Source organism: Arthrobacter sp. AL05 (assembly GCF_029960715.1).
In the GTDB taxonomy this organism is placed as follows: domain Bacteria; phylum Actinomycetota; class Actinomycetes; order Actinomycetales; family Micrococcaceae; genus Arthrobacter.
Window position 1 is genome coordinate 47268 of record NZ_JASBRC010000009.1, and the last position, 21417, is coordinate 68684.

A 21417-nucleotide genomic window follows, 5' to 3' on the forward strand; every position below is an offset into this window, starting at 1 on the left:
CCTCAGGCCTTGCCAATAAGGATGATGGCGATGATGAGGCCGTAAATGGCGATCCCTTCCGCCAGCCCCACCACAACCATGGCCCGGCCGAAGATTTCCGGGCGTTCACTCATTGCAGCCAGGGCAGCGGATCCGGTGTAAGCGACAGCAAAAGCCGCCCCGATCGAGGATCCGGCAACGGCGATGGCGGCGGCGATCAGGGCTGATCCGCCGGCACCTGCCGGGGTGTCGGCGGCTGCTGCGGCGAGGGCCGGGACCGCTGCGCCTGCCGCGGCTGCGGGCGCAGCGCTCAGCGCGCCGGCCAGTACTGCCAGGGATCCTCCCATCACCACGACATTGAGTGCGGCGAGGATCTTGAACGCGGACTTTCGCCAGCGCCTTACGCACAGGATGGCCCCAGTGGCCGCGAGGAGAAAAACAGGAACGGTTCCGAACCAGAGATTCACAGGAGTTGCCTTTCAGCCGGTATGCCGGACGGAGCACTGGACGAATCGTCGCCAGGACCGGAAGCGGCGGTGAGTTCCGGGGACCACGGCGTGAAGGGGCGCCCCTCGGATTGGAAGATGCGTGAAAACAGTTCGTAGTATTCAAGGCGGAGGGCTTGGATGCCTGCAACCAGGGCCTCAAGGGCAAAGGTGACCGCATTGCCCACAATGAACAGCACAATGGCGGCCGCAGCACGCCAGTCCGGGGCCCACAACGCCGTCGTCCCGTTCCAGACCACCATCAACAGCGCAGCGTGCGTCAGTCCGAAGGCTGCCAGACGCGCGAAGGAGACAAGGTTCGAGCCGAGCCGGATGACGGTATCCACCAGTTCGATCACGGCCTGGAAGCCGGCAGTGGCTCCTCCCCCGGCCTCAACGAAGAGTCCGATGAAGATAAAGACCAGCGCAGCGAGCGAGACAACGACGGCGGCCGCCGTCAGGATCCCGGTGCCGGTGCCGACCCCCCAGACGAGGAGTCCGACGGCAACGAACAACAGGGAACCCGCGATGCCGGAGCGGGAATAGAGGGCATAGCCCCAGCCACCCTCCCTGACCCGGTTGATGGTTCCGATGGCATAGGCGCCGGCAAGCAGGAAAGCCCCCACCCCGAGTCCGGCCACCAGGAGCGGCACCGGATTCGCCAGGGGTTCCAGCCACAGCACGGGTATCAATCCGGTGGGACCGAACGCCTCCCCGTAGAGTGCCCCGAAAACCATGGCGGCCAGGCCGGCGCCGGTCACGAACAGCCAGGTCCTTTGCAGCTTGGCCAGCTTCTTGATCCGGCCACTTCGCAACAGGAGTCCGACGGCGAGCAGGACCGCCCCGTGTCCCACATCGCCAAACATCATCCCGAACATAAGCACGTAGGCAATGCCGGCGAGGCGCGAAGGGTCCAGATCTGCGTAGGGAACCGTCCCGTAAGTGTCCACGAGGGTCCGGGACACTCGGCTCCGGTCCCCGCCGGCGAGCATCGTGGGTGGCTGTGTCCACCTCGGCCGGGGCAGCGGGACAACGGCCGCCCCAAGTGGCGCCAGCGTGGCTTCCAGTGCGGGAATCTCACGCCGCGGCGTCCAGCCTACGAGCGCCGCCGAAGGCCCGGAGGCGATGAAGGCAGCCGCCGCCTTATCCAGTTCTTCGGCGTCGTTGCCCGGTGTGTACGGGAGGTCAAGCTCGACGACGGCGCTGGCCGCCAGGTCCACGAGCATTTGGCGCCGGTTCTGCTCGGGCACCACCAGGGCCACCCGTTCCATCCGGACCGGGGCCAGCGATTCACGCTGCCTCATCGAGCACCTCGCTTGATCCTGCACCGGCGGCAGCGGCCGCCAGCGCCGCCCGGACACGCCAAGCATCCACGGACAGCACAGCGATGGCGCCCAGCACCACATCCGGGCCCGGCATGGAACCGCGCAACAACCGGAATCCGTCCTTCTCCACCCCCGCGCGTGCCCGGGCCTCCGCACGCCACAGCTCTTTCGGTGATGCAATACCTCCGAGGACCGTCCGCAGCGACGGCGGAAGCGCGGATGAAAGCTCGGCGATGGTCCTGGCGGTTTCCCACGAGCGGCCGAGCACGGGGTGCAGCAGGTGCAGCACCGGCGGCGCCGGGGATTCGGCGTCGACGGTGAGGATCCGGGCCGCGATGAGAACGCACGCCGCACCGCACCACGGCTGCGCCGGCGGTGCGGCAGCGGCCAGCCGCCGCAGCCAGGCGACGGTCAGGGCGTCCCGGAGCGGGCCCTGGCCGGCAGCGCCGACGTCGCCCCAGGCCGTCGCGCGCAGGGTGATGGCGAGATCCTCCGGTGATCCCGCGGACCGCACACGGGGCCATGCGGTCGCAAGTGCACCAAGCCGATACGGCTCCGGCGCCTTTGCTCCACCGCCGAGCTGGTGGGCCAAAGCCGTGATGTTCTCGATCTCAAAAGCCCCCGCTGCCGCCCGGGCGAGTGCTGTGCCCGATGCCGGGAGCCACCCGGCAAGCACCCGCAACTGCCACAGGACGGTCTCCTGGACGGCCCGCTGGGCAGCGGCGAGTCCTGCGGCCGCACCGAGACGTTCCGCGTAGCTTGACTCCTGCAGCGCGGACAGCGCCCGGTCCAGGTTCGGCAGGGCCGCCGTCGTGCGGCTGGCGCCGGCACCTACACGGCGCTGCGCCATGGACCGTGCCCGCACGGATGCCGCAACCCAGTCCGCTTTCATTGTTGCCCGGCGCGCTGCGGGGCCAGGAGCACGTTGATGACCTTGTCGACGGCGGCGGGGATGCGGGCCGCACCGGACTCTTCCAGGGCTGCGGCCTCGTGGTGTGCCTGCTCCAGCGCCTGCGAATCCCGGTCCGCTGCTTCCTTGGCCACCCGCGTGGCTGCATTTGCCCGCTCGGCCGCGGCGTCCAGCCGCGCCTGGGCGACGATGGCCGACGCCTGCACCCGCGCTTGGGAAACGTCGCTTTCCGCGGCGGCCCGCGCGTCCTCCACCAGGGCCGCACACGTCAGCACATCAGCGGCAAGTGCTGCGAATACCGGTGCCAGTTCAGCGGCGGGACCCTGGTTGTCCGCGGCAGGCACACCGGCCGGACCCGCCGGGCCAGGGGCGCCGACGGGCCGGAAACGGTCCAGGATACTTAACCGCGGCATATCCGGTAACCGGGGGCGTTGGCGGCACACGTGAGCATCTTTTCAGCATCCACGCAGATGCCTACGGCAACAAGGGCACAACGGCCCGCCCGGTGTTGGCCCCTAGTGGTTGGCGACTTCGTCCCGGTCGCCTTCGCGGTGGGCCTTGATGCTGTCGGCGACGGCCATGGCGACCAGCACCAGCACGCTTATGGCCGCCGCGCCGACTTTCGGCAGCGGCAGGGTCGCCGCGGCGAGGAGGGCAAGCGCCACGAACGCTAAGGGGCGGGACGCCGGCAAGTCCCCGTCGACCCGCCACAGGTACCACCCCTGGGCGAGGACAAACAGGGCCGGGCCGCCGAAAATCATCAGGTTGGTAAAAACGTCCGTCGTTTCCAGCGGGTGCGCAATTGCGATCTCGTCGCCGACGGATGCAAGGATCAGGCCCGCCACCATGCCCATCAGCGCGTAGATGGCCTTGCGGCTCAGCCGGGCAGGGTCCGGGCTATTCTTCAGCGTTTCCATCGTGACTCCCTCGGAGCGGCGGAAGTAGCTCCACCACAACGCGATCGTGCCGATGATCGCCACGCCGGTGACGAGGCCTGTAGGTACATCCAGTTTGACGCCGACCACGGTTGATCCGGTTACCAGGATGGTGTCGCCGAAGGCGATCAGCAGGAAGAGCCGGCACCGCTCGAACAGATGCTCGCCAACGAAGGGAAAATGCCGCGTATCCGTCCGCCGTCCCGGCAGCGGGTGCCCGGAGACAAATCCCAGGAGGTCGATCAGCGCCGCAGCGCCCCAAAGTGCCAGCCGCAGCTCGCCGTCGGCCATGGCGCCCGGAATCCAGAGGAACGTGGTTCCGAGGATCCAGACCAGCATGCGGCCGTGATGATCGTGCATGGTCTTCTCAAGCCCCAGCCGGAGGGCCCAGATGTTTCGGCCGATCTGCAGCGGCAGGTAGAGGGCGACAAACAACCAGCCGCTCTCACCGAAGGCCTCACCGAGGGTGCTGTTCATAAAAAAGCCCAGGAACATGGTGGTCAGCAGCATCCAACGGACCGGGTTCTTTTCCGTGTTGGTCAAGGACGTCAGCCAGGCGGTAAAAGACCACACACTGAACACGGCCAGGAATAGGATGGCCGTCTGCCCGGCTCCCACCCAGTCACGGTGCTCGAGCAGGTGGTGGGAGATCTGGTTAAGGGCAAAGACGTAGACCAGGTCGAAGAAGAGTTCCAGTGGACGGACCTCAGCGTCGTCAGGATGCCGCGTCATGCCGGCCGCGACGCCTGCCTCAGTGGCGGGTCCGTCGTCGTGCGCGTGGTGGTCCGGTTGCTGCACAGGGGTGCCTTTCCTGGCCAGGCCGGATGAATACACCGGCACAAGAAATTGCTGCCTGCGGGTCACCCCCGGATCCGCTCGGCAACGCTGAGTACAGTGTGCCACGCACCCCCCGGGGTTCGCCCGTCCGACGCCGGCAGGGAAGTGCGCAAGCGGGCAGATTCCCACGCTGAGTTGCCCACGCCACCGGCGCACACAGACTGCCCGGCGAGTCCCAGCAGGTCCCTCGAACGCTGAGACGCTCCCTGCTGACCACGGGCAGTCGGAGAATCGATCTTTTGTTCAACAATTCCTTGCGTAGATTGTTCAACAGTCTGTAGAGTGGCGGAAGACAATAATTGTGACGCCAGTCACCCAATCGTTGGGAACTCCCATGGAAACCACCTCCGTCAAGGCCGGCCTCAAGCCAGCCGCCCGGCGTTCGGCCCTGCTTGGCGCCATGTTCCTGATGGCCACCAGCGCCATCGGCCCGGGCTTCATCACCCAGACGACGGCCTTTACCGTCCAGCTCGGCGCCGCCTTTGCCTTCGCGATCCTGGTCTCCATCCTGGTTGACATCGCCGTGCAGGCGAACGTCTGGCGGATCATTGGCGTCTCGGGCCTGCGGGCCCAGGAGCTCGGCAACAAGGTTCTGCCCGGCGTCGGATGGTTCCTCGCCGCGCTGGTCTTCCTGGGTGGCATCGTCTTCAACATTGGCAACATCGCGGGAACAGGGCTCGGGACCAACGCGATGATGGGTGTGGATCCCAAAATCGGCGGGGCGCTGTCCGCCGTCGTGGCCATTATGATCTTCCTCAGCAAAAGGGCCGGGGTGGCCCTGGACCGGATCGTGGTGATCCTCGGGGCCCTGATGATCCTGATGACGCTGTATGTTGCGGTGGTTTCCGCCCCGCCTCTGGGTGAGGCGCTCAAGAACACCGTGATGCCGGAGAAGGTCGACTTCCTGGTCATCACCACCCTCATCGGCGGCACCATCGGCGGCTACATCACGTACGCGGGTGCCCACCGCATGCTTGACACAGGCATCACCGGCGTCGAAAACGTCAAACAAATCACGCAGAGCTCGATCGTCGGAATCCTGGTCACCTGCGTGATGCGCATCCTGCTGTTCCTGGCGATCTTCGGCGTCGTCGCCGGCGGCGTGGCGCTGACCGGCAGCAACCTGGCAGCTTCGGCATTCCAGGCAGCAGCCGGCGATATCGGCATGCGCGTCTTCGGCGTCATCCTGTGGGCAGCTTCCATCACCTCCGTGATCGGTGCGGCGTACACCTCGGTCTCCTTCGTGACGAAGTCCAGCACCAAGGCGCGGACCCGGAACCTGATCACCGTCGGCTTCATCGCTTTCTGCAGCGTTGCCTACCTGCTGATCGGCCAGGCCCCGCAGCAGCTCCTGATTTTCGCCGGCGCCTTCAACGGCCTTATCCTCCCGGTTGGTTTCGGCGTGCTGTTGTGGGTGGCGTGGCGGCGTCGGGACCTCCTCCACGGCTACGTCTACCCGAAGGGGCTGCTCATTATGGGAGTGGTGGCCTGGCTGCTGACCCTGTTCCTTGGTTATAGCTCGCTGACCAGCCTGGCGAAGCTGTGGTCCTAGAACCCATGATCTCTACTCCGGTCAATCCGCGGTCCGCCGTCGTCCCTCCTGAAAACCCGGCTGGCCTGCTCCCGGCGGCGGCACGGTCCCTGTTCCGCGCCGGCCTTGTGACTCCCACCTCCGGCTGGAGCAGCGGCTACGCGCAGGCCAATCTGATAATTGTTCCCAAGGCGCAGGCGTTCGACGTGCTGCTGTTTGCCCAACGCAACCCTAAGCCGTGCCCTATCCTGGGCGTCCTGGACGCCGGGGCGACCTCCGGAGCGCTGCTCGCCGGCGGCGATATCCGCTCCGATGTGCCCAAGTACGTGGTGTACAAGGACGGCGTGAAGGTCGACGAGCCGACCGACATAACGGATCACTGGCGCGATGACCTCGTTACGTTCATTGTGGGGTGCAGCTTTACCTTCGAATCTGCCCTGCAGGACAACGGCATCCGGGTGGCGCATATCGACCAGGGCACGAACGTGCCCATGTACCGGACGTCGGTTCGCTGCGACCCGGCCGGCACCATGGCCGGGCCGTTGGTGGTCTCCATGCGCCCCATGCCGGCATCCCTGGTGGCGGACGCCGTTCGGATCACCTCCCGCTATCCGGCCGTGCACGGCGCCCCGGTCCATGTCGGCAACCCCGCAGAACTTGGCATCGCTGATCTGGGCCGGCCGGACTTCGGCGACCCGGTCCGCATCCCGGACGGCCAGGTGCCGGTATTCTGGGCGTGCGGGGTAACTCCGCAGGCAGCCGTGATGGAATCAAAACCTGCACTGGCCATTGGACATGCTCCGGGGCACATGCTCATTACGGACGCACGCGATACGTCCTACCAGGTCCCGTAGGCCAGCGGACTACGAGCTCCGAGCTCCGAGCTGGACTGTTGACGGCGGTCCGCCGGAATCCCAATTCTCCCGAGGGCAGCTGGGCTCAGCGTCGAAACTCGCCCGGCCGCAATTCACGCTGATGATCGCGTAGCTACGATTCGCCGAGCGCAATGTCATCGCCGGGTTCTGCTAGTCCAGAACTTGAAGTGCCAGAACTTGCAGTGATCGGAGGTTGTGGCCTGTTTCCTTGGCCCGGGAAGTTACGTCTGGGAAGTAGACGTCTGGGCGAAGAGCCGTGCCGAAGCCCGCGATGCCGCGCCTCGTTCATCCGAAGCCGTCTGCACGCAATGTCGACACTCGTCTGCACGACCCACGATGTGTCCGTGCCGGGAGCCTTGGGTTCTTGCGGGCACCGTCGTCGCTTTGGGCGCGCAACGCTTCGCAGGTGGCGCGCTTATCCAAGGTGCTATCGATTACGATGACGCGCATCTCGCCAGTGTGAAGCATCAGTTGATGATTTCGCCCCGCTCGCTCGAGAGCAGCACCGATAGCCGTTCCCGCCACGTCTGCAGCTGTTCGGGTGTCAGTCTGGCCCACTCGGTGATCTCGCCGCAAATCCTCAACGGGTCTCTGCTCCGGTACGACAGGGTGGGGTTACCAGGGAACTTCTTGTCGGTCACGTTGGGGTCGTCCTCGAACGCTCCGGTGGGCTCGACCACATACACCCGTGGAGTCGTCGCGCCCTCTGCAAGTTCCGCGGCGATTTCCGCTGCGAGGCCGGCTCCGTCGGCAAGAGCTGTGAAGTAGATATGGTTCATCACGATCTCGGGGCGGTAGTTCGATCGGTTGCCCGATGTGAGCAAATCGCCCACCTTCAAATCCGCGACCGTGCCATGGAAAAAAGGGCCCTCTTCGAGCGGTCTGGACACCTGGACTCCTTCTGTTGGCATACTCAACTCCGCGAGTATGCCACGTCAGCAGTCCCTTGCCGCAAGTCCCCCTCAGCGCTTTATCCTGAGAGTAGTGGAGGTACAACCTGCATTGCAGCGAGTAGCACGACTCCGCAGAAGAGGTTTGCTTAGCGCGAGGTCAGGACGCCGTATTGGCGCCGCGCGGCGACACGCACGCACGAGGACGCTCGGTAAGGAATCGCTCACCGGACACAAGGATCCCGGACGTTTGGTGATCTCAGCGAACAAGCACCGAATCTGAGATCTGTTGCGTGGCTTGTTCCGGCGTGCGGCATGGGGTGTCGATGACCTCGGCTTCATCATGCAGCCAGGTTTGAGCTGCCTGGGCGTCCGGTTCCAGGTACGCGAAGCGGAATGTTGACGGGGCGAGGCGCGACCGCCACTGCGGCGGCGGAGGGGGCAGCCAACGACGGCGCCTCCGCCGCGGTCACGTCGCTGGCTTCCTTGGTTCCACCGGAGCAGGACCCCAGTGCACTGCCGAGCAGCAGCACGCCGGCGGGGATGAGGAAGCGCTTCATCTTGAAGAACGGCTTAGTGTGCGGTTAGCAAGGTGGTAACAAGCCTTTCTGCTGACGTCCGTGCATCGTTTCCCTACGCCTCGGGCTTCTCGCCACGGAACCCCCGCTTCATGAAGTCCTTCGCTCAGGAGTGGCCGGACTTCCCAATGTTGCATCAGCCTGTTGCAACATTGCCTTGGGGCCACAACGTCATTCTTGTGGACAAGCTCGGCGACGCTGAGACCCGGCTCTGGTACGCAAGGTCTGCCGTCGACAAACGTGCTCCCGGAATGTTCTGTCTCATCACATTGAGACCAGACTCGACGAGCGCACGGGTAATGCCGTCACCAACTTTACGCAGACTTTGCCGCCAGCTGAGTCGGACCTAGCCCAGCAGGCATTCAAGGACCCTTACGTCTTTGACTTCCTGTCGCTGACAGGCCAGCAGAATGAGCGTGGGTTAGAGGATCAGCTGATTGGCCACGTGGAGAAGTTCCTCCTGGAAGTTGGCCAGGGTTTCGCCTTTGTGGGACGCCAGTTGCAATTGATAATCAGCGGTGATGAATTCTTTGCCGATCTGCTCTTCTACAAGTTCAAGCTCAGGTGCTTTGTGGTGGTCGAACTGAAGGCAACGGCGTTCAAGCCGGAGTATGTGGGCCAGATCAATATGTACATGTCTGCGGTGGACGATCTGCTGGGCCATGCGGAGGACAAACCCACCGGATTCAACTCAAGCCGCTCATCTTTTTGTCCTGCCTTGAACAACTGCCCGGTGTGCGGCCCATGGAACTGCTTTTGAGATCTGGTCGTCGTGATTCAGACGCCCGATTCGCTGAATGCGCCGACGATAATCGTTTCGAAGGCCTCGCGCGTACGACGATTCTCCACATTCTCGGCGACGCGAGGGGCAAGTTCGGCATGCATTTCCTGAATCGCCATATGGAGGTCGTCGCTGCCGGGGTCAAGGCTTCGGTACGGCGCCGCGTGGACGTCCATATTGATGAATTCTGCGAGTAGTGCTTCCGTCAACACCTGGAGTACCAGGACGGCTGCCTGCGCTCCGAACTCGGCCTCGATCCTTGCAGCGGCAAGGCCGGGTCCCTCACCCGCGGACAGAGTTGCCCAGCCGTCACTCAGAGGAAGGGCTTCGACCTCACAAGGGCTCAGACCCGAATCCTCCACAGGAAGGGAGAGCTGCCCAACGCAGTGCCGCCAGTCCGCGGTATACGTCAGCCCGTCCTGATCGACGCCCGCAACGACGACCGGATACATACTCAGCTCCAGCATCGGCAGACCGTGCTCATCTACTCCGGCGACGACGAGTTCCATCGCGAAGCTGCCGTCAACGTGCAGGTGGTTCTCTTCGTACATGTTCATGGTTTTGACCTTTTATAGGTTCGGAGTGGCTTGAGACGCGAGAAGACCCCCGCCGGCGATGCCGTGCGGAGGTCTTCTCCTGATGATGCGATTGTGTTCCGCATTGCGCTACAAATGCAAGAAAGCTTGTCTAAGACAGTCTCAATGTGGTGCAACTTCCGTTTCACCGTCAAGCCACGCAGGGGCCGCGCCCCGGGAAACACATACTGACTAAGCGAAGACGGTCTTTTCGACCTTCCACTGCATCAGTCGCGGGTAGACCCAGAAGGTGTAGATGCCCAGCGTGATGATGCTCAGGAGCGCCCATTTGATCCACAGTCCGAAGATGCCCCACCCGGTGCCGACGAAGAGGAGCTGCCGGCCGTGAAGATAGGTGTTCTTGGCCCGCCATCGCTCCACGAGGACAAGGGCGAACGGGTAGCAGATTCCAATGGTGCAGATCGTAATCAGCACGCCGAGAATCTGGGTGCCGAACCAGGATGCGGCCCCGCCACGGAACTGATAGATCTGGGCCACAGGGACGGCCCCGGCGCCGCTGGCCACTATGGTTCCGGCGTCTGCGGCGGGCATTTGCCCAGATGGCGAAACGTGCTCTTTGTTGATGCTCAAGGAATCCCCCAATTGATAACGCGAAAGTGAACAGTTGAACTGTAAGGGTCGAGAGGGAGCCGGGCACCCCCGGACACGGCTCCACAGTTGCACTACCCCGGGATCTGGATCCGTGCGGCTTCCTGCATCAGCGGGGTGGAGATCATCACGGTCGAAGCACCGGCCGCGGTGTCGAAGGCAATGAATCCCCGGGTCTTGTCACCCGGCAGAACGTCGCCGGAACCAAGCTGGTTGTCCGCGAAGAGGTTCAGATCGGCTTTTCGCCCGTTGGAGTCCTTGGCCGAGAAGTAGAACGGGTTGGAGCTGGTTTTGCCCGTCTCCGTTTCCCACAGGACGTCCAGGAGCAGGTAGCTTCCACTCTTGGGTGCCGCCGCGAAGGCAGTGGTGGTGACAGCGTCAGTGCGGACGGCAGAGACAATCGTGATCTTCGCGACGTTGCCGTTGCCCATCTTGACGCTGAACGGAGCGCCGACGGCGGGTCCGGCAGGCGCCGCCGGTGGAGCAGGTGGAGCAACAGGGGCGGCCGGCGTTGCGGCCGGCGCAGCAGCTGCCGAAGAAGCAGGTGCTGCTGCCGCAGGAGCTGAGGTCGCGGCCGCCGGCGAGGCATCGCTGGCCTGCTTGGAGCCCCCGGAGCACGAGCCCAGGGCCATGCCCAGCACCAGGACTCCGGCGGGGATAAGGAAACGCTTCTTTTTGAAGAACGGCCGCGGCTGAGGCGCTGCAAGCGCAGTGGTCAAGGGCTGTTCCGAAAGTTCGTGGGACATGTGGTGCCTTTCCAAGGTGAATGAATGATGCGAGGCGTGGAACTGTTACTGCTTTTCCCATTTGCCGCAGCGGCTGGACTTGAAGTCCTGCCCGCCGGAGAGCGCCACTGAGGGCCGGCCGCCGCCGGGGAGATCGTTGTCGATAATGGTGCTGCCGTTGCTTCCGGTCGCGTAGATGCCCCAGTAGCAGGAGGAGCCGACGTCGGCAGTGGCCCGGTAAGTGCCGGCCTCAAGGTCCTTGCCGACCGTCCAGGTGCCGTCGGCGATGGTGTTGGCCGCCTTGGTCTTCTCGGCGCCGGTCACCGCATCTTCGCGTATTTTGACGGCCGCATCGGCGGTTTTGACGGCCGCATCTGCCTTGCCAACCTCAAATTCCCTGGCCGTGAGCTTCGCTTCGCGGGCGGCATTGCCGTTCTGAAGGGTGTCGTACTTCGACTTCATCGACTGGTAGTCGGTCTGAGCCGAGTCGCGCTCAGACTTCGCAGCGGCTTCCTCCCCCGCCAGCGCCAGGTAGGCGTCGCTGGACCTCGGGTCAGGCAGCGTCGTGCCGAGCACCGTTCCGCCGGCCAGGAGCGCGATGGCGGCGACAGCCAGCAGGGCCCGCTTCTTGCGCGCCGGCTTCAACTTCCCCAGGAACGGCGTCTCGTCCGTTCCGTGGCCCGTGACGGAGTTCAACATGATCTCGTCCTCTCTTTGCTGTAGCTACTGAGCGGCGGCGGGATACCGGTCCCCCAATGCGTGGTTCCCCGCCGCCGTCGCAGCATCGGAGGATTCCCTCGGCGCTGCAGAACCGAAGCTACGGCGGCCCTGCACCGGCACGACGAAAGACCACTGATAACCCCCCTTATCAGCACTCCAGCAGGAATGTCACCACATCCCGTTAGGCTTGGGGCGACGTCGTAAGGAGACGCACATGACCAAAGCAGAAGCCCTGCGTATGACCCTTTCCGACGTCGCCGCACTGGCGCAGGTCCAGCGGCCCGTCGTGTCCATTTGGCGCAAACGCAGTGCCGGGTCAGCTCACCCGTTTCCCGAGCCCAGCGCGCTGGATAGCGGCCGTGAACTGTTCGACGCCGATCAGGTCGCCGGCTGGCTGGACGCTACCGGACGCGGCAACAACCCTGATGCCGTGAACGACGCCGCCGCTTTCGCCCGGATACCCGTAACGGCGGCCGGCGGCGTCGAAGGGAACACCCTGGCTGCCCTCACCGCCCTCCTGACTCTCAAGGCCATGACAGGAGCCGGGATTGGAACCCTGACCACAGCTGAACTGCTGGACGCCGCGGACGAGTGCGACCCCGATGACGGGTTTCTTTACTCGGAACTGGAGGCCCAGGGCCCGTCGCTCGCTGCTACCGCAGCGTTCGCGGACCGGCTGGTGGACAGCGCCTACAACGCACCTGCCGCCTTTGAACAGCTTCTGGCCGCCCGGTTCCGGGCGGGGCTGCGGGAGCACTCGGATACCGCCCTTACGGAATCTGCCGTGGAGCTAATCGCCGCCGCGGCGGTCGAACTGTCCGCGGTGCTGGGCGGGAGTCCCGTCTTTGCCGACTCCACCCGCGGCGGCAGCGACCTCCTGATGGGCGTCGTGCACGCTTCCGGCGAGGGTGCGCCCGTCACCTTTCTGACAGCGGACGACGACGGCGGCGCCGGCCGGCTGGTGCGTCGCCGCCTGCGCGTCCATGGTGTGGACTCCGGACAGATCCGTGTCGAGACCAGCGGCGAATTCGCCATGCATGGAGCCGTGGTCCATGTGGCGCAGTACCCATCCCCCGGCCAACCAGGCATGGACGCCACCCAGATTCTCTCCGCGGTGGAACACCTTGTCCTCCAGATGGACGACCAGCAGCGGGCGGTCATCATTGCCCCGGCACGTGTTCTCTGCGATGTTCCGCTGGCCGCCGGGGCCGCGGGTTTGCGTTCGGGGCTGCTGCGCACCGGCCGGGTACGTGCCATTGTCCGGCTGCCCCAGGGCCTGCTGCGGTCCAAGCCCCGCGAAGCGCAGGCGCTGTGGGTGCTGGGACCGTCGTTCGCAAAAGTACCGATTGCGGAACGCTGGACCATGGCGGCGGACCTCAGCGCCTGTGCCCTCACCGACGACGTGAGGCAGGACCTGGTGAGCGACATGGTCGCCTCTATGGGTAACCGCGCCACCGTGCGCGCCCACTCCTTCAGGTTTGCCCGACTGGTCCAGACCCGTCTGCTGCTGGCCGCCCGGACATCCCTCGTGGCAGCTCATCACCCCGGGCCGGCTCCGAGTTCCGGCGGCGCGGGGGCTGTCCTTCGCGTCGAGGAACTGGTGCGTCTGGTCGGAGCCGGAGGAACGAAGCCATCAGCTGACATGGCCGTTCTCCCGGGAGGTCCAGCCACGAAGGCCCAGCCCGCCGCAGTCCAGGGACTTCTGGCCGCCGGCACCCTGAAATACATCAAGGGGAACCGGATTGTCGATGCGGACCTGGCGCCGGGCGGCACCACACGGGTCCTGGGGCCGGCCGAGCTGCTCCACCCGCACACCGCCCCGGCCCGGTACATCAGCTTGCTGGAGTTCGCCGCCAGCAACCCCGGGGGCCGGCTCACCGAGCCCGGCGACGTCGTGTTCTGCACCAGCCCGCGTCCGGCGGCCACTGTTGACGCTGACGGCGGCTCCGCCGTCGTGTTCCCCGCGAGGGTGCTGCGGATCGACGCCGGGGACCCCGGCGGGCTGCTGCCCGACGTCGTCGCCGCGGACATCAACGCACTGTCCGGCAGGGACAAGGTCTGGCGGCACTGGCAGCTGCGCCGCCTGCCGGAGGCCCAGCGGGAGAAGCTTGCCGAAACGCTCGCCCGGCTGCAACACGGGCAGCATCTGGCCCGCGAACGCCTCAAACGGCTGGAGGAACTCGCTACCCTGATTACGGACGGCGTAGCGGGCGGAAGCCTCACCCTGACAGACCCCAGCACTAAGCTCGCCGAACCACAGACCAAAGGAACCCAGTAATGCCCCCGAAATTAAAGGTGGACCTCGCCCCGTCCACCATGAAGGAACTCAAGGACACCCTCTGGAAGGCCGCGGACAAGCTGCGCGGTTCCATGGACGCCTCCCAGTACAAGGACGTCATCCTTGGCCTGGTGTTCCTGAAATACGTCTCGGACGCTTTCGAGGAGCGCCGCGCCCAGATCGTCACGGAGCTGGAAGCCGACGGCCTCAATGAGGACCAGATCGCCCAGCTGATCGACGACGTGGACGAGTACACCGGCCGCGGCGTCTTCTGGGTCCCTGCCCGTGCCCGCTGGGACTACCTCGCGGAGAACGGCAAGGGCCTCGCCGCCGCGATGGGCGAGGCACCGAAGAGCATCGGCCAGCTGATCGACGAGGCCATGGACCTCATCATGGCCGCCAACCCCACGCTGGCGGCCACGCTTCCCCGCATCTTCAACCGCGACAACGTGGACCAGCGCCGCCTCGGCGAGCTGCTGGACCTGCTGAACTCGGCCCGCTTCACGGGCCAGGGCGTCAGCAAGGCCCGCGACCTGCTCGGCGAGGTCTACGAGTACTTCCTGGAGAAGTTCGCCCGGGCCGAGGGCAAGCGCGGCGGCGAGTTCTACACCCCGGCCGGCGTGGTCCGGGTGCTCGTGGAGGTGCTGGAACCCAACCGCGGGCGGGTCTATGATCCCTGCTGCGGCTCGGGCGGCATGTTTGTCCAGACCGAGAAGTTCCTGGAGCACCACCAGAAGGAGGGCTCGGACATCTCGGTCTACGGCCAGGAGCTTAACGAGCGCACCTGGCGGATGGCCAAGATGAACCTCGCCATCCACGGCCTCAACGCCAACCTCGCCTCCCGCTGGGGCGACACCTTCGCCCGGGACCAGCACCCCGAGCTGACCGGGACCAACGGCGCCGACTTCATCATGGCCAACCCACCCTTCAATATCAAGGACTGGGCCCGTTCCGAGTCCGACCCCCGCTGGAAGTACGGCCTCCCGCCGGCCGGAAACGCCAACTACGCCTGGATCCAGCACATCATCTCCAAACTCGCCCCGGGCGGGTCCGCCGGCGTGGTCATGGCCAACGGCTCCATGTCCTCCAACTCCGGCGGCGAGGGCGAGATCCGCGCCCAACTCGTGGAGGCGGACCTGGTTTCATGCATGGTGGCACTCCCCACCCAGCTCTTCCGCAGCACCGGCATCCCCGTCTGCACCTGGTTCTTCGCCAAGGACAAGACCGCTGGCAAGAACGGCTCCGTGGACCGCACCGGGCAGGTCCTGTTCATCGACGCCAAGAACCTCGGCTACATGGTGGACCGCGCCGAACGCGCCCTGTCCGATGAAGATATCGCCAAGATCGCCAACACCTACCACGCGTGGCGCGGCACTGCGTCGGCCGTCGAGGCCGGCCTGACGTACGACGACGAAGCCGGCTTCTGCTATTCGGCCACGCTTGCGGAGATCAAGGCTGCTGATTATGCGCTAACGCCGGGACGGTATGTTGGGGCGGCTGAGCTTGAGGACGACGGCGAGCCGATCGAGGAGAAGATCGCACGGCTATCGAAGGAGCTCTTCGAGCAGTTCGACGAGTCGGAGCGGCTGGCGCAGGTTGTGCGCGAGCAATTGGGGCGCCTGGATGTCTAGGAATACCTCCATCGGCGAACTAGCAGCTCTCGGTGCCCTCCAGTTCGGAGACGGTTACAGAACCAAACGAAGCGAGCATGGCCAGCCGGGTTACCGGATCATTCGTGTTGCCGACGTGATGGACGATGCTGTCAGCTTCGAGGGACCGGACTTCGTTTCGGCTGATTACGTCAGGGCCATCGGAACGAAATTGGGACATCCCGGTGACATCCTTCTGACCACAAAGGGGACTGTTGGCCGAGTGGCCGTTCTACCCGAAACCGGTGAGCAGGTTGTTTACAGCCCGCAGCTCTGCTATTTCCGGGTTCTGGATTTCGATGTAATAGCCCCGCGCTTCCTACGCTACTGGTTCAGTAGCCAGGAGTTCTGGCTTCAAGCCGCGGACAGAATGAACAACACGGACATGGCCGCATACATAAATCTGGCGGACATCCGGTCCCTCAAGATGACGCTGCCATCGATTCACAACCAACAGGCAATTGCAGAGGTGCTCGGTGCGCTCGACGACAAGATCGCCGCCAACACCACACTCCTGGCCACACTCGATTCGCTCCGCCGTGCCAGATTCCACTCGATGCTCAACAAGGAGGTGTTGGAACTACCACTTTCTGGCACAGCGGAGTTCGTTAACGGCAAGGCATTCACAAAGAACGCAAGCGGGACCGGCCGGGTAGTTATCAGGATCGCCGAGTTGAACTCAGGACTGGGTGGTTCGACAATCTACAACGACATCGAGGTTGGGGAACGGCATCTGGCCCGCCCGGGCGACATCTTGTTTGCTTGGTCTGGCTCACTGACTCTGCACCGGTGGTACCGCGACGAGGGAATCATTAACCAACACATTTTCAAAGTGATTCCCAATGCCGGGTTCCCCCACTGGTTGGCGTACGAATTGATCCAAAACAAGCTCGATGCGTTCAAATCGATCGCTGCCGACAAAGCAACAACTATGGGGCACATTCAACGCAGGCACCTCGACGAGCCAGTTCGAGTACCGTCCGAACGCAGCGTGAAGACTAACAACGAAGCAATGGAAGCCTTGTGGAAGCGAAGTCTGCTTGCTGAGAGGGAGAGCTTGGAGCTGGCCACCACCCGCGACGCATTGCTCCCCCAGCTCATGTCCGGGAAGCTCCGTGTCAAAGACGCTGAGAAACTGTTAGTGGAGGCCGGCGTCTAGCTGTGCACCAAACTGCACGCCGGCCCAGAAGATCCATGCCCCTCGTGTGCCGCTTTCACAGGGACTCCAGACGACGCGGCAACGATGCAAGGACTGGCGGCCACTTTCCAATCTTGCAAGTGGTCCTTGCAACTTTGCCGGAACGGCGTGTCCTCAATGTTGCAAGGCTGTTGCAACATTTTGCGGACACCCGCGGCCTTAGCGGATGGCGTCAGACGCTTGGCTAAGCTGGACAGCAACACGACATTGGGGGAACAACCGTGAACACAGCATCCATCAAGATACCCGCGCTCGGCTTTTCGGAGGCCGACTGGGAGGGCGTCGCACTCGACCGGCTGGCTGAGCCGCTCGGCTGGCAGCCCAAAGCCGGCCAGGACATCGCACCCGGCACGGGTGAGCGCGACTCCTGGGACGAGCTGCTGATCCGGCCGCGGCTGCTCGCGGCCCTGCAGCGGTTCAACCCGGCGGTCCCGGTTCAGTATCTGCAGCAGGCCCTCGCGGAGATCGCCGCGCCCAAGTCCAAAGACGCCGTCGCCGAGAACCACCGCATCCACGGCTACCTTGTGGACGGTTTCCGGCTAAGCTACATCGACTCCGACGGCACCGAGGCCAACCCCACCATCCGGCTGCTCAGCACGGACCCGGACCAGAACGACTGGCTCGCCGTCAACCAGGTCACCCTCATCCAGGGCGACTACAAACGCCGCTTCGACCTCGCGCTCTACTGCAACGGCATGCCCGTCAGCATCATCGAGCTCAAGAAGGCCGGCAGCTCCCACGCCGACGTCGCCGGGGCGCACGCCCAGCTGCAGACCTACCTGCGCGAGTTCCCCCTGGCGTTCCGCTTCTGCGTATTCACGCTCGCCTCGGACGGCATCGACGCCAAATACGGCACGCCCTTCACGCCCCTGAATCACTTCTCCCCTTGGAACGTCGACGACGACGGCGTCCCCCTGGCGCCGGGCTATATGGAAGACGGCGAAGCCGTCACGGCGCTGGAAACCGCCCTGCACGGGCTGTATAACCAGGACCGTTTCCTGCAGCTCCTGCAGAGCTTCACCGCGTTCGACGGCGGCTCCGACGGGCTCACCAAACGCATCGCCAAACCGCACCAGTACTTCGCCGTGACCAAGGCCGTGGGCAGCACCGTCCAGGCCGTGGAGAGCAACGGCAAGGCCGGCGTTGTCTGGCACACGCAGGGCTCGGGCAAGTCGATGGAGATGGAGCTCTACACCAACCTGGTGGCCCGGCACCCCAGGCTGAAGAACCCTACCGTCGTCGTCATCACGGACCGCAACGAACTCGACGGACAACTTTTTGAGGGCTTCTCCCGCAGCCTCCTGCTGGCCGAATCGCCCAAGCAGATCAAGAAACGCTCCGAGCTGCGCGAGGAATTCTCCAACCGCACCACCGGCGGCATCTACTTCACCACGCTTCAGAAGTTCGGCCGCAGCAAGGCCGAGAAGGACGCTGGCACCGACCACCCGCTGCTGTCCGACCGGCGGAACATCATCGTGGTGGTGGACGAGGCGCACCGCAGTCACTACGACGACCTCGACGGCTACGCCCGGCACCTGCGCGACGCCCTGCCGCACGCGACGCTCATTGCCTTCACCGGCACCCCGATCTCCTTCGATGACCGCAACACGCAGGACGTCTTCGGCGACTACATCGATGTCTACGATCTCTCCCGGGCTGTGGAGGACGGCGCCACCGTGCCGGTCTACTTCGAACCGCGGCTGATCAAGGTGGGACTGGCCTCTGAGGTCACGGAGGAAATCCTGGACCGGGCCGCCGACGAGGCGACCCTGGGCCTGGACGACACCGAACGGTCGCGGATCGAGGCGAGCGTCGCCGTCGTGAACGCCGTCTATGGCGCGCCCCAGCGGATCGCCGCGCTGGCCGCGGACCTCGTGGCGCACTGGGAGAACCGCAGCGCCCGGATGCACAAGTTCATCGAGGCGCCCGGCAAGGCCATGATTGTCGGAGGGACACGGGAAATCTGCGCGAAACTGTACTCGGCGATCGTGGAACTGCGGCCGGACTGGCACTCGGATGACCTAGGCAAGGGCAAGATCAAGGTGGTGTACTCGGGCAATGCGACCGATGGGCCGCCGGTCTCGGACCATGTGCGCCGCGACTCCTTGAACGCCCAGATCAAGGAGCGGCTCAAAGACGTGGATGACGAGCTGGAACTGGTGATCGTCAAGGACATGATGCTCACCGGCTACGACTCCCCGCCCCTGCACACCCTGTACTTGGACCGGCCGCTGAAGGGCGCGCTGCTCATGCAGACCCTGGCCCGGGTGAACCGCACCTTCCGCGGCAAGGAGGACGGGCTGCTGGTGGCGTACGCCCCACTGGCGGAGAACCTGGCCAAGGCGCTGAGTGAGTACACGCGCTCGGACCAGGACAAGAAGCCGGTCGGGAAGAACATTGATGAGGCTGTTGGCCTGACGGTGTCGCTCGTAGATTCGCTGCGTGCCCTGCTCGCCGGGTACGACTGGAAGGCGGTGCTGATGAAGGGCGGCAACAAGGCGTTTCTGAATGCCGTGACCGGCGCGGTGAGCTATCTGCGCAACCCGGGCACACCCGGTAACCAACCAGCCGACGGCGAGGAGTCGCTCGCCGCCCGGTACCGCAGGTTCTCCAGCCAGCTGTCCAGAGCTTGGGCTCTGTGCTCAGGGTCGGAGACACTGGCGGAGCTGCGCCCGGAGATCCAGGTTTACGAGGAGATCCGGGTCTGGATGGCGAAGTACGACGCCGCCGACCGGCAGGCCTCCGGCGAGCCGGTGCCTGAGGACATCCAGCGGCTGCTGGGCGAACTGATTGCCTCGGCCACTTCGTCCGGCGAGGTCCTCGACATCTACGAGGCCGCCGGCATGCCGAAGCCGTCATTGGATGACCTGACACCGGAGTTCATCGCCAAAACCCAGCAGGCGCGGAACCCGCAGCTGGCCATCGAGGCGCTGCGCAAGTTAATTTCTGACGAGACCGTTACGGCCACCCGGAACAACGTGATCCGCCAGCGGGCCTTCTCCGAGCGCATCACCGAGCTCATGAAGAAATACACTAACCAGCAGTTGACCTCAGCCGAGGTCATTGCCGAACTGGTGGAACTGGCCCGCGAAGTGGCTGCCGAAGCCAAACGCGGGGCGCACTTCACTCCCCCGCTCAACTCGGACGAGCTCGCCTTCTATGATGCCGTGGCTTCAAATGAGTCGGCGGTGGAGGTCCAGGGCGAAGGCATTCTGGCGGACATCGCCCGTGAGCTGGTTTCGGTCATGCGGCGGGATGTGCGCACCGACTGGACCGTCCGCGACGATGTCCGGGCCAAGCTTCGGTCCTCGATCAAGCGGCTTCTGGTACGTTTCGGCTACCCGCCGGACAAGCAACCCGAGGCCATCAAGCTGGTCATGGAGCAGATGGAGTCGATGGCCCCGCGGTTCGCTGAGGCCCGTGGCTAACCGCACCGGAGTTTCCGCCGTCAGGCGGTCGCAACAAACAACACGAAAAAATGGGGAAATGACTACTTACGAAACATCCACTGGAAACGCGATGCCGGAGGTACCGCCGACTCCGGACCACGAACCGCAGCTAAAGTCCAAGAGGCTGAAGTTAGCGAAGCTCCGGTCGGCCAACGGCGCCCGGATCATTTTGGGGGCGCTGCTGGGTCTGCTGATGATCATCACATGGATCGTCAACAACCCGGCCTTTCAGAGTGGCAGCAGCCCTTCCGATTGGAAGTCCGGGCTCAGCGCAGCCGATCTTAAGAACACCATGAACAACGGCGAGACAAAGGGCGCACCGCAGCAGACTGTTGTCAACGGTTGGTACGCCAATGACATCGCCGCTGTCACTGCCGCGCAGAACACGTATATTGCGGCGAGTTCCGCCAGGAATGGGAATCTTTTGATGCTGCTGGGGATTGGAGCGGCAGGCGAACTGATCATCCGTGGTGCGGAGCGCGCACGCATCAACCTCCGAGCTACCGCGTAGCGAAGGTCGCCTGCACGTCGCCGGAAGTCACTTCTGGTAGACGTCCCGACGGTGCCCGAGGTTTACGACCACTACCAAGAGCACGTCGTCCTGGATGGTGTAGATGATCCGGTAGTCGCCGACACGGACCCGATACCCGGGACGGCCGCTCAAAGCAATTGCTTTGGGCGGCCGTGGGTCTTGGCCTAGCAGCGCGATCGCACCTTGAATGCGTTCTTTATCCTCGGGATGAATTTTTCTCAGTGCGCGGATGGCGGCAGGTCTAAGCTCAATCCGGTAGGGGCTCATGCCCAGCCCAGATCCGCCTTCACTTGTACCCAGGGAATGTTCTCGCCTTCTTCCGCCATTGCGGCATCAAACGCCGCAATGTCCTCGACTTCTTCCAAAGCATCAAGCATCTGCTCATATCGCTCAGGCGATACTAGAACCGCCGCCCGATGTCCGCGGCGTTCGATAAATACCGGCTCAAACTCGGCCTTCTCGATGAGCTCCGGCAAGTGTGATCGCGCGTCCGTGATGTTGATGGTCGACATGCAACAAATGTACATCCGAGAGCATCAGATGTACATCTGCCGCA

Annotated in this window: 22 protein-coding genes; 9 read left to right on the plus strand and 13 right to left on the minus strand. The window is 64.3% G+C overall.

Annotated elements, in window-relative coordinates; all coding sequences use genetic code 11:
- Positions 1-2: 2 nt before the first annotated feature.
- From QK287_RS12180 to QK287_RS12200, 5 genes are all read right to left on the minus strand, one after another.
- A complete protein-coding gene (locus QK287_RS12180; protein WP_282360230.1) occupies positions 3-446 on the minus strand; it encodes an ATP synthase subunit C in 444 nt (147 codons plus the stop codon).
- Positions 443-1768: a V-type ATPase 116kDa subunit family protein gene (locus QK287_RS12185; RefSeq protein WP_282360231.1), complete on the minus strand. Its 1326-nt coding sequence runs from the start codon at positions 1766-1768 to the stop codon at positions 443-445. Before QK287_RS12185 ends, QK287_RS12180 begins: the two co-directional genes overlap by 4 nt.
- Entirely contained in the window at positions 1755-2639 is an 885-nt protein-coding gene (locus QK287_RS12190) for a hypothetical protein (protein ID WP_282360232.1), read from the minus strand. Before QK287_RS12190 ends, QK287_RS12185 begins: the two co-directional genes overlap by 14 nt.
- 38 nt (positions 2640-2677) lie before the next feature.
- Positions 2678-3112, minus strand: a complete 435-nt coding sequence (locus QK287_RS12195; protein WP_282360233.1) for a hypothetical protein — start codon at positions 3110-3112, stop codon at positions 2678-2680.
- Between the two features lie 102 nt (positions 3113-3214).
- On the minus strand, positions 3215-4432 hold the full coding sequence (locus QK287_RS12200) for a low temperature requirement protein A (RefSeq protein WP_282360234.1): 1218 nt from the start codon (positions 4430-4432) through the stop codon (positions 3215-3217).
- A 373-nt stretch (positions 4433-4805) separates the two neighbouring features.
- Between QK287_RS12200 and QK287_RS12205 the strand changes: the two genes are divergently transcribed.
- Entirely contained in the window at positions 4806-6023 is a 1218-nt protein-coding gene (locus QK287_RS12205) for an NRAMP family divalent metal transporter (protein WP_282360235.1), read from the plus strand.
- A 5-nt stretch (positions 6024-6028) separates the two neighbouring features.
- Positions 6029-6856 (plus strand): putative hydro-lyase, encoded by an 828-nt coding sequence (locus QK287_RS12210; protein WP_282360236.1) that lies wholly within the window; start codon positions 6029-6031, stop codon positions 6854-6856.
- Between the two features lie 488 nt (positions 6857-7344).
- On the opposite strand, the gene arr is transcribed toward QK287_RS12210, so the two are convergent.
- The gene (arr, locus tag QK287_RS12215; RefSeq protein ID WP_282360237.1) at positions 7345-7767 is read right to left on the minus strand and encodes an NAD(+)--rifampin ADP-ribosyltransferase; all 423 of its coding nucleotides are present in this window, start codon (positions 7765-7767) and stop codon (positions 7345-7347) included.
- Positions 7768-8108: 341 nt separating this feature from the next.
- Positions 8109-8327, minus strand: a complete 219-nt coding sequence (locus QK287_RS12220) for a hypothetical protein (RefSeq protein WP_282360238.1) — start codon at positions 8325-8327, stop codon at positions 8109-8111.
- A gap of 32 nt (positions 8328-8359) precedes the next feature.
- Between QK287_RS12220 and QK287_RS12225 the strand changes: the two genes are divergently transcribed.
- On the plus strand, positions 8360-8695 hold the full coding sequence (locus QK287_RS12225; protein ID WP_282360239.1) for a DUF1016 N-terminal domain-containing protein: 336 nt from the start codon (positions 8360-8362) through the stop codon (positions 8693-8695).
- Positions 8671-9105 (plus strand): PDDEXK nuclease domain-containing protein, encoded by a 435-nt coding sequence (locus tag QK287_RS12230; protein ID WP_226774534.1) that lies wholly within the window; start codon positions 8671-8673, stop codon positions 9103-9105. The genes QK287_RS12225 and QK287_RS12230 overlap by 25 nt, the downstream gene beginning before the upstream one ends.
- 17 nt (positions 9106-9122) lie before the next feature.
- Here the strand turns inward: QK287_RS12230 and QK287_RS12235 are convergent, their stop codons facing one another.
- From QK287_RS12235 to QK287_RS12250, 4 genes are all read right to left on the minus strand, one after another.
- Positions 9123-9683, minus strand: coding sequence for a hypothetical protein (locus tag QK287_RS12235; protein WP_282360240.1), 561 nt, complete (start codon positions 9681-9683; stop codon positions 9123-9125).
- 210 nt (positions 9684-9893) lie between these two features.
- Positions 9894-10253 carry a DUF898 family protein gene (locus QK287_RS12240; protein ID WP_282360241.1) on the minus strand — a complete coding sequence of 120 codons (360 nt, stop codon included), beginning with the start codon at positions 10251-10253 and terminating at the stop codon, positions 9894-9896.
- A 131-nt stretch (positions 10254-10384) separates the two neighbouring features.
- Complete coding sequence (locus QK287_RS12245; RefSeq protein ID WP_226774537.1) at positions 10385-11056, minus strand: DUF4352 domain-containing protein; 672 nt, start codon at positions 11054-11056, stop codon at positions 10385-10387.
- 45 nt (positions 11057-11101) lie between these two features.
- Entirely contained in the window at positions 11102-11734 is a 633-nt protein-coding gene (locus QK287_RS12250; protein WP_282360242.1) for a hypothetical protein, read from the minus strand.
- Between the two features lie 235 nt (positions 11735-11969).
- On the opposite strand from QK287_RS12250, the gene QK287_RS12255 reads away from it, so the two are divergent.
- The 5 genes from QK287_RS12255 (at position 11970) to QK287_RS12275 (ending at position 20840) form a co-directional block, all read left to right on the plus strand.
- On the plus strand, positions 11970-14033 hold the full coding sequence (locus tag QK287_RS12255) for a hypothetical protein (protein WP_282360243.1): 2064 nt from the start codon (positions 11970-11972) through the stop codon (positions 14031-14033).
- A complete protein-coding gene (locus tag QK287_RS12260) occupies positions 14033-15664 on the plus strand; it encodes a class I SAM-dependent DNA methyltransferase (RefSeq protein WP_282360244.1) in 1632 nt (543 codons plus the stop codon). The genes QK287_RS12255 and QK287_RS12260 overlap by 1 nt, the downstream gene beginning before the upstream one ends.
- Positions 15657-16841 (plus strand): restriction endonuclease subunit S, encoded by a 1185-nt coding sequence (locus QK287_RS12265; RefSeq protein WP_282360245.1) that lies wholly within the window; start codon positions 15657-15659, stop codon positions 16839-16841. Before QK287_RS12260 ends, QK287_RS12265 begins: the two co-directional genes overlap by 8 nt.
- Before the next feature lie 260 nt (positions 16842-17101).
- Positions 17102-20308: a type I restriction endonuclease subunit R gene (locus QK287_RS12270; RefSeq protein ID WP_282360246.1), complete on the plus strand. Its 3207-nt coding sequence runs from the start codon at positions 17102-17104 to the stop codon at positions 20306-20308.
- A gap of 58 nt (positions 20309-20366) precedes the next feature.
- Entirely contained in the window at positions 20367-20840 is a 474-nt protein-coding gene (locus tag QK287_RS12275; RefSeq protein ID WP_282360247.1) for a hypothetical protein, read from the plus strand.
- 27 nt (positions 20841-20867) lie between these two features.
- On the opposite strand, the gene QK287_RS12280 is transcribed toward QK287_RS12275, so the two are convergent.
- Entirely contained in the window at positions 20868-21128 is a 261-nt protein-coding gene (locus QK287_RS12280; RefSeq protein ID WP_226774545.1) for a type II toxin-antitoxin system RelE/ParE family toxin, read from the minus strand.
- On the minus strand, positions 21125-21373 hold the full coding sequence (locus tag QK287_RS12285) for a type II toxin-antitoxin system Phd/YefM family antitoxin (RefSeq protein WP_282360248.1): 249 nt from the start codon (positions 21371-21373) through the stop codon (positions 21125-21127). The genes QK287_RS12280 and QK287_RS12285 overlap by 4 nt, the downstream gene beginning before the upstream one ends.
- Positions 21374-21417: the final 44 nt, after the last annotated feature.